This window comes from Streptomyces sp. NPDC059917 (assembly GCF_042730635.1).
In the GTDB taxonomy this organism is placed as follows: domain Bacteria; phylum Actinomycetota; class Actinomycetes; order Streptomycetales; family Streptomycetaceae; genus Streptomyces.
Map to the genome: position 1 here is coordinate 1 of NZ_JBHWLC010000152.1, position 8,673 is coordinate 8,673.

At 73.4% G+C, this 8,673-nt stretch carries 6 protein-coding genes; all 6 read left to right on the forward strand.

Annotated elements, in window-relative coordinates; genetic code table 11:
- A partial coding sequence (locus tag ACFWAR_RS38665) for a ribonuclease E/G (RefSeq protein ID WP_385788198.1) occupies nucleotides 1-3,239 on the forward strand: 3,239 nt, incomplete at its 5' end.
- 433 nt (nucleotides 3,240-3,672) lie between these two features.
- Entirely contained in the window at nucleotides 3,673-3,993 is a 321-nt protein-coding gene (gene rplU, locus ACFWAR_RS38670) for a 50S ribosomal protein L21 (RefSeq protein ID WP_030384677.1), read from the forward strand.
- 13 nt (nucleotides 3,994-4,006) lie between these two features.
- Nucleotides 4,007-4,261 (forward strand): 50S ribosomal protein L27, encoded by a 255-nt coding sequence (gene rpmA / locus ACFWAR_RS38675; RefSeq protein ID WP_069920265.1) that lies wholly within the window; start codon nucleotides 4,007-4,009, stop codon nucleotides 4,259-4,261.
- Between the two features lie 169 nt (nucleotides 4,262-4,430).
- Nucleotides 4,431-5,888: a GTPase ObgE gene (gene obgE / locus ACFWAR_RS38680; RefSeq protein ID WP_385788201.1), complete on the forward strand. Its 1,458-nt coding sequence runs from the start codon at nucleotides 4,431-4,433 to the stop codon at nucleotides 5,886-5,888.
- 121 nt (nucleotides 5,889-6,009) lie between these two features.
- Nucleotides 6,010-7,629, forward strand: a complete 1,620-nt coding sequence (locus tag ACFWAR_RS38685; protein ID WP_385788204.1) for a glycosyltransferase family 2 protein — start codon at nucleotides 6,010-6,012, stop codon at nucleotides 7,627-7,629.
- Between the two features lie 16 nt (nucleotides 7,630-7,645).
- Entirely contained in the window at nucleotides 7,646-8,626 is a 981-nt protein-coding gene (galE, locus tag ACFWAR_RS38690) for a UDP-glucose 4-epimerase GalE (RefSeq protein ID WP_385788207.1), read from the forward strand.
- Nucleotides 8,627-8,673: the final 47 nt, after the last annotated feature.

The following is an 8,673-nucleotide window of genomic DNA, read 5'->3' on the forward strand; positions in this document are numbered from 1 at the left end:
CCGCCCCGCAGCCCACCGCCGCCCCGGCCGCCGAGCCGCGCGGTCGCCGCGCCGCGCGTCCGGCCGTCGCCGTCTTCCAGGCGCCGGTCTTCGCCGAGCCGATGTTCCAGACCCCCGAGACCGCCGCGATGGCCGCCGCCGCCGCGCGCGTCGTCGCCGACGACGTCGAGGAGGACGAGGAGGAGTTCGAGTTCGAGGCCGAGGTCGTCGCTCCCGCGCCGGCCCCCGCCGCCGCGCCCGCCGCGGGCCGTCGCCGTCGCCGCCGTGGTGGCGCCGTGGCCCCCGAGCAGGCCGTCGAGCCCGCCCACGTGCCCGCGCCGCAGGCCGACGCCCCGCTCTCCGTCGAGTCCGTGCTGGACGAGGAGCCCGAGGCCGAGGCCGCCGAGCTGGAGGCCGACGAGGACGACGAGTCGGGCGACCGCCCGTCGCGCCGCCGCCGCCGGGGTGGCCGTCGCCGCCGCCGCGGCGAGTCCGCCGACCTCGACGAGTCCGCCGAGGAGGAGTCCGAGGAGGGCGAGGAGGCCGCTGCCGAGCAGGAGGCCGACGAGGACGGGTCCGAGGACGCCGGTTCCGAGGACGACGACGAGAACGGTCCGGCCGGCTCCAGCTCCAGCCGTCGCCGCCGTCGCCGCCGTCGCCGCAGCGGTGACTCCGGCGCCGAGGGCGAAGCCGCCGACGACGAGGGCGTCCGTACGGTCGTCAAGGTCCGCGAGCCCCGCCCGGCCCGCGAGCGCAGCGAGTCCACCTCCTCCGACGAGGTCCAGTCCATCAAGGGCTCGACCCGCCTGGAGGCCAAGAAGCAGCGCCGCCGCGAAGGCCGCGAGCAGGGCCGCCGCCGCGTCCCGATCATCACCGAGGCCGAGTTCCTGGCCCGCCGCGAGGCCGTCGAGCGCGTGATGGTCGTCCGCCAGAGCGGCGAGCGCACCCAGATCGGCGTCCTCGAGGACAACGTGCTCGTCGAGCACTACGTCAACAAGGAAGAAGCCACCTCGTACGTCGGCAACGTCTACCTGGGCAAGGTCCAGAACGTGCTGCCGTCGATGGAGGCCGCCTTCATCGACATCGGCAAGGGCCGCAACGCGGTCCTGTACGCCGGTGAGGTCAACTTCGAAGCGCTCGGCATGGCCAACGGCCCGCGCCGCATCGAGGCCGCCCTCAAGTCCGGCCAGTCGGTCCTGGTGCAGGTCACCAAGGACCCGATCGGCCACAAGGGCGCCCGCCTGACCAGCCAGGTCTCGCTGCCCGGCCGCTACCTCGTCTACGTGCCCGAGGGCTCGATGACCGGGATCAGCCGCAAGCTGCCCGACACCGAGCGCGCGCGCCTGAAGACCATCCTCAAGAAGATCGTCCCCGAGGACGCGGGCGTCATCGTGCGCACGGCGGCCGAGGGCGCGAGCGAGGACGAGCTGCGTCGCGACGTCGAGCGCCTGCAGGCCCAGTGGGAGGACATCCAGAAGAAGTCGAAGCAGATCTCGACCTCTTCGCCGAGCCTCCTGTACGGCGAGCCGGACATGACCGTCCGCGTCGTCCGCGACATCTTCAACGAGGACTTCTCGAAGGTCATCGTCAGCGGTGACAGCGCCTGGGAGACCATCCACGGCTACGTGAACCACGTCGCCCCCGACCTGGCGGGCCGGCTCTCGCGCTGGACCTCCGAGGTCGACGTCTTCGCGACGTACCGGATCGACGAGCAGCTCGCCAAGGCGCTCGACCGCAAGGTGTGGCTGCCCTCCGGCGGCTCCCTGGTGATCGACAAGACCGAAGCGATGATCGTCATCGACGTCAACACCGGCAAGTTCACCGGTCAGGGCGGCAACCTCGAGGAGACCGTCACCAGGAACAACCTGGAGGCGGCCGAGGAGATCGTGCGCCAGCTGCGGCTGCGCGACCTCGGTGGCATCGTCGTCATCGACTTCATCGACATGGTCCTGGAGTCCAACCGCGACCTGGTCCTGCGGCGCATGCTGGAGTGCCTGGGCCGCGACCGTACGAAGCACCAGGTCGCCGAGGTCACCTCGCTCGGCCTCGTGCAGATGACCCGCAAGCGGGTGGGCCAGGGCCTGCTGGAGTCCTTCTCCGAGACCTGCGTCCACTGCAACGGGCGCGGTGTGATCGTGCACATGGAGCAGCCGACGGCCATCGGCGGCGGCGGCAACGGCAAGCGCGCCAAGAAGCGTGCGGGCCGCGCCGGCGAGCACGAGCACGACCACGAGCAGTACGGCGACGCGCACGCCGAGGTCGACACCGACGCCGACACGGAGCAGGTGGAGACCGAGGCGGAGCTGGCGGCCGAGGTCGCCGCGCCGCGCGCCCTGCCGGAGCCCGCCTTCGTCCCGGACGAGGAGCTGTACAGCAGCCCGGGCGAGGCCGAGGCCGCGGCGGGCATCAGCGGCCGCCGCAACCGCCGCCGCGCCACCCGCAAGGCCACCGCTCCGGCGGGCGCCCCGCGCGGCGCCGACCGCTCGGACCGGGCTCCGGTCCAGGCCGCTGCGGCTCCGGCACCGGCCCCCGTGGCCGAGGTCGTCGCCGAGCCGGTCGCCCCGCCGGTCGTGAACGAGCCGGTCGCCGTCGAGGCGGAGCCGGTGGTCGAGGCCGCTCCGGTCGCCGAGGTCGCCGCCGAGCCGGTCGAGGAGGCCGCTCCGCAGGGCCGTACGCGCCGTCGCGCCACCCGCAAGGCCACCGCCCCGGTGGGCGCCCCCAAGACGGCCGAGGCCGTCCAGGAGGCCCCCGCGCCGGAGCCGGTCGTCGAGCAGGTGGCCCCGGAGCCCGTCGTGGAGCCGGAGCCGGTCGTGGAGCCGGTCGCCGAGCCGGTGGCGGACGCCGCCCCGGCGCGCCCGCGCCGTCGGGCGACCCGCAAGGCCACCGCGCCCGCCGGTTCGCCGGCCGGTTCGGCGGACGCCGCGATCGTCGTGGTCGCCACCGCGGCTGAGGAGGCCCCGGCCGCCGAAGCCCCGGTCGCCGAGCCCGTCGTGGAGGCCGAGCCCGTCGCGGAGGTCAAGGCCGAGGCCGAGGTCGAGGCGCCCGCTCCGGCCAAGAAGGCGGTCCGCAAGACGGCCGCCAAGAAGGCCCCGGCCAAGAAGGCGACCGCCGCCAAGAAGACCACGGCGACGGCTGCCAAGAAGACGGTCGCGAAGAAGGCGACCGCGAAGAAGACCGTGAAGAAGGCGGCGACGAAGAAGACCGCGGCGGCGGAGCAGCAGACGCTCCCGTCCGTCTCGGCTCCGGCGACCGAAGCCTGATCCACACCGGTCCGTGGGCCCCCCCCGCCGGCGGGGCCCACCGCCGGGCGGGGCCCGGTTTTTCCCCCCAACGGGGGCCCCCGAACCAAGAACCTCGGCGTGTCGCAGGCCGCGGGGGGGGCGGCCCCCCCCCCCCCCCCCGGCCGTGCGGCCCCCCCCCCCCCACCCCCACCCCCCCCGGGCGGCGCCCCCCCGCCGCGCGCCCCCGCCCACGGCCGTGCGGGGCCCGGTTTGACCCCCGAACGGGGGCCCCGTAACCTAGACCGTCGGCGTGTCTCAGGACGCGCCGCGCTCCTGAGCACCTCCCTCCCCTCGCATGCGCGCAAGCGCCGCACGGGGAGAGGCCGCTCGTCCAATCCGGATCTGCACGGGCCCCGGCCCGTCTGAGCGGCTGGCTTCAGGAGCATCCGCCCCGAGTGAGAGAGAGATCCGCGTGTACGCCATCGTGCGCAGCGGTGGTCGCCAGCACAAGGTTGCTGTCGGCGACATCGTTGAGGTTGACAAGATTTCCACTGCCAAGGTTGGCGACACGGTCGAGCTCTCGACCCTGCTCGTCGTCGACGGCGAAGCCGTTACCAGCGACCCGTGGGTCCTGGCCGGCATCAAGGTCACGGCCGAGATTGTGGATCACCACAAGGGCGCCAAGATCGACATCCTGCGGTACAAGAACAAGACCGGCTACCGCCGTCGCCAGGGTCACCGCCAGCAGTACACGGCGATCAAGGTCACCGGTATCCCCGCGGCTGCGAAGTAAGAGGGACTGAGACATGGCACACAAGAAGGGCGCATCTTCCACCCGGAACGGGCGCGACTCCAATGCCCAGCGGCTCGGCGTGAAGCGCTTCGGCGGTCAGGTCGTTTCCGCTGGTGAGATCCTCGTCCGCCAGCGCGGCACGCACTTCCACCCCGGCGCCGGCGTCGGTCGTGGTGGCGACGACACGCTGTTCGCGCTGCAGGCCGGTGCCGTCGAGTTCGGCACCCACCGCGGCCGCAAGGTCGTCAACATCGTTCCGGCCGCCTGATTCAGCTCCTGCTGATCTGAAGCGTTCGTAACACCCCGAGGGCGGATCTCAGCTCTTCCCGGCGGAAGCCGGGAAGAGAGGTCCGCCCTCGGCGCGTTGTCACATAGACACGTTTAATGGGCAGCAAGGCCTGCCCGGGACATTCCCGTATGTATCTGGAGGAACACCCATGACCACCTTCGTGGACCGCGTCGAGCTGCACGTCGCCGCGGGTAACGGGGGCCACGGCTGCGCCTCCGTTCACCGGGAGAAGTTCAAGCCGCTCGGCGGTCCCGACGGCGGCAACGGCGGCCGTGGCGGTGACGTGATCCTGGTGGTGGAGCAGGCGATCACCACCCTGCTGGACTACCACCACAGCCCCCACCGCAAGGCCACCAACGGGCAGCCCGGCGCCGGCGACAACCGCTCCGGCAAGGACGGCCAGGACATGATCCTGCCGGTCCCGGACGGCACCGTCGTCCTCGACAAGGAGGGCAACGTCCTCGCCGACCTCGTCGGCCAGGGCACCACCTACGTCGCGGCCGAAGGCGGTCGCGGCGGCCTCGGCAACGCCGCGCTGTCCTCCGCCCGGCGCAAGGCCCCCGGCTTCGCCCTGCTCGGCGTCCCCGGCACCGGCGGCGACGTCATCCTGGAGCTGAAGACCGTCGCCGACGTGGCGCTCGTCGGCTTCCCGAGCGCGGGCAAGTCCTCGCTCATCTCGGTGCTCTCCGCGGCCAAGCCGAAGATCGCCGACTACCCCTTCACCACCCTGGTCCCCAACCTCGGCGTGGTCACCGCGGGCTCGACGGTCTACACGATCGCCGACGTCCCCGGCCTGATCCCGGGCGCCAGCCAGGGCCGCGGCCTCGGCCTGGAGTTCCTGCGCCACGTCGAGCGCTGCTCGATCCTCGTGCACGTGCTGGACACCGCCACGCTGGAGGTCGACCGCGACCCGCTCGCCGACCTCGACGCCATCGAGAACGAGCTGAAGCTCTACGGCGGCGGCCTGGAGAAGCGCCCGCGCCTCGTCGTCCTGAACAAGGTCGACATCCCCGACGGCCAGGACCTCGCCGACATGGTCCGCCCGGACCTGGAGGCCCGCGGCTACAAGGTCTTCGAGGTCTCCGCGGTCGCCCGTACGGGCCTCAAGGAGCTGTCGTACTTCCTGGCCGAGGTCATCGCCAAGGCCCGCGCCCGCAAGCCCAAGGAGGAGGCGACCCGCGTCGTCATCCGCCCGAAGGCCGTGGACGACTCCGGCTTCACGATCACCTACGACGAGGTCGAGGACGTCTACAACGTCCGCGGCGAGAAGCCCGAGCGCTGGGTCCGCCAGACCGACTTCAACAACGACGAGGCCGTCGGCTACCTCGCCGACCGCCTCAACCGCCTCGGCGTCGAGGACGCGCTGCGCAAGGCCGGCGCCCGCGCCGGTGACGGCGTCGCGATCGGTTCCGACGCGAACTCGGTCGTCTTCGACTGGGAGCCGACCATGATGGCCGGCGCCGAGATGCTGGGCCGTCGTGGCGAGGACCACCGCCTGGAGGCCCCGCGCCCGGCGGCGACCCGCCGCCGCGACCGCGAGGCCGAGCGCGGCGACGTGGCGCAGCAGGAGTACGACGAGTTCCGTCAGAACCAGACCGGCGGCTGAGACCCGGCCCGCCCCTGACGGCAGCCCCCGCGAAGATCCCCTCCGGGACCTTTGCGGGGGCTTTCGCACGGAGTGGACCGGTACCGGTCACCCGTCCCCGCACGTCCCATAGGATCCTGGGGTGAGCAGCAGCAACACTCCCCGCGTCAGCGTCGTGGTGATCGCCTACAACGACGCCGCGCTCGTGGGCGAGGCCGTCGCCTCCGCCCTGGCCCAAGGGCCCGTCGTGGGCGAGGTCATCGCGGTCGACGACGCGTCCGGCGACGGCACCGCCGAGGTGCTGGACGAGCTGGCGGCCGTACATCCGCGGTTGAAGGTCGTGCACCGCACGGAGAACAGCGGGGGCTGCGGCACGCCCCGCAACGACGGGATCGCGCTCGCGTCCCAGCCGTACGTGCTCTTCCTCGACAGCGACGACGTCCTGCCCCCGGGGGCAGCCGAGGCCCTGGTGCGGGGCGCCGAGGAGCACCGCGCGCCCGTCACCGTCGGCGGCTGCGTGCGGCGCGAGCTGCCGCAGGGCCACGACGTGCCCTGGATGCCCGGGCTGCACACCCCCGGCGAGGTCATCGAGCGCCCCGCGGACCGGCCCGACCTGGTCCGCGACACCCTGTGCGTCAACAAGCTGTACCAGCGGTCCTTCCTCGACGAGCACGGGATCCGCTTCCCCGACGGCCGCTTCGTCTACGAGGACTTCGTCTTCACCGCCCGGGTGCTGGCCGCCGCCCCCCGCATCGCGGTCGTCCCCGAGCTCGTCTACGTCTGGCACGTGCGCCGGGCCGCCGCCCGGGTCTCCATCTCGCTGGACCGCAAGGACGTGGGGAACTGGGCCTCGCGCGTGGCGGCCCACCGCGCCGCCGCCGCGGTGCTGGGCGCCGCGGACCCCGCCCTCGGCCTCGCCTGCCAGGTCAAGTTCCTGGAGTACGACCTGCGGATGTACCTGCGGGAGCTGGGCACCGACCCCGGCTACCAGGCCGCCTGGTGGACCCTGACCCGCGACTACGTCGCCGGCTTCGACGAGGCCGCCGTCGAGGCGGCCGCGGCCCGGGCCCGCTGGATCGTGCGCGTCCTGCGGGCCGCCCCGACGCCGCCCGCCGACGTGCGGCGCCTGACCCGCTTCGCCGCCGAGCCGCCCCGGCTGCTGCCGCCGTACGCCCGCGACGGCGACGGCGCCCCCGTGTGGAGCGAGGAGACGCCCGCGGTCCTCGACGGGCTGGCCGAACTGTCCGTCGCCGAACTCCCCGTCACCGTCGACGCGGAACCGGCCGCCGGCGGCGCACGTCTTTCCCTCCGTGTCCACGACCTGTACGGGCGCCTCGCCGAGGCCTCGCCCCGCACCGCGCAGCTGCGGTTCGTCCCGCGCGCGGGCGGCGAACCGGTCGTGGTCCCGGCCGTCGAACTGCGCCCCGACGGCGCGGACGGCTGGAGCGCGGAGCTGCCCTTCCGGCTCGCGGCCCTGGCCGCGACCGGCCGCCGCCGCGGCCTGCGCGGCATCCAGGCGTGGGACGTCCGGGTGAGCGTGGAGTGCGCGGACGGCAGCTCCCTGCTCACCTCCTTGCGCCCCCTGGGCGACCTGCTGCGGCGCCGCGCGCTGCTCAGCGGCCGGTACGGTGTTCTGCTGACGCAGCCCTACCGCACGGCCGCCGGATCGCTCGCGCTGCGGCTCGCACCCGGCGCGGAGGGCGCCGCCACCTTCGTACGCAACCGCCTCGACCGCGCCCGTCCGGGCCGCCGGTCACGCTAGAGCTCGGGAGATACGCATGACGTTTCTGATCACCGGAGGCGCCGGTTACATCGGCGCACACGTCGTCCGCGCGATGCTGCTCGCCGGTGAGCGGGTCGTCGTCCTGGACGACCTGTCCACGGGCAACGCCGACCGCGTCCCGGAGGGCGTTCCCCTGGTGATCGGTTCCGTCCTGGACCGGCTCGTCCTCGACGAGACCTTCCAGCAGTACGACATCACCGGCGTGGTGCACCTGGCGGGCAAGAAGCAGGTCGGCGAGTCCGTCCAGAAGCCGCTGTACTACTACCACGAGAACGTCCAGGGCCTCACGGTCCTGCTGGAGGCCGTCGCGGCCGCCGGGATCAGGAACGTCCTCTTCTCCTCCTCCGCCTCCGTGTACGGCATGCCGGACGTGGACCTGGTCACCGAGGAGACCCCGTGCGCGCCGCTGAGCCCGTACGGCGAGACCAAGCTGGCCGGAGAGTGGCTGGTCCGCGCGGCCGGCAGGGCCCACGGCATCTCCACCGCCTGCCTGCGCTACTTCAACGTGGCGGGCGCGGCCGCCCCCGAACTCGCCGACACCGGTGTCTTCAACCTGGTCCCGATGGTCTTCGAGCGCTACGACGCCGGTGAGGGCGCCCGGATCTTCGGCGACGACTACGCCACCCCGGACGGCACCTGCATCCGCGACTACATCCACGTCGAGGACCTGGCCGAGGCCCACCTCGCGGCCGCGCGCAAGCTCGCCGAGTGGGCCGCGCGGGGCGAGTACCAGGACCTCACCGTCAACATCGGGCGCGGCGAGGGCGTCTCCGTACGGGAGATGGTCGAGCTGCTGAACGAGAACACCGGGCACGACATCGCGCCCGTCGTCACCCCGCGCCGTCCCGGCGACCCGGCGAAGGTCGTGGCCTCGGCCGAGCGGATCGCGGCGGAGCTGGGCTGGAAGGCCCGGCACGACGTGCGCGAGATGATCACCTCGGCGTGGGCGGGCTGGGAAGCCAACCGCAAGGGCTGAGCGGGCGCCCCGCGCGAAGGAGCCGCCCGCCCCGGTGCACCGGGGCG

Excerpts from the sequence above, each read along its gene's own strand:
- rpmA (WP_069920265.1), top strand. The coding sequence starts at position 4,007 with ATGGCACACAAGAAGGGCGCATCTTCCACCCGGAACGGGCGCGACTCC.
- obgE (WP_385788201.1), top strand. The coding sequence starts at position 4,431 with ATGACCACCTTCGTGGACCGCGTCGAGCTGCACGTCGCCGCGGGTAAC.
- galE (WP_385788207.1), top strand. The coding sequence starts at position 7,646 with ATGACGTTTCTGATCACCGGAGGCGCCGGTTACATCGGCGCACACGTC.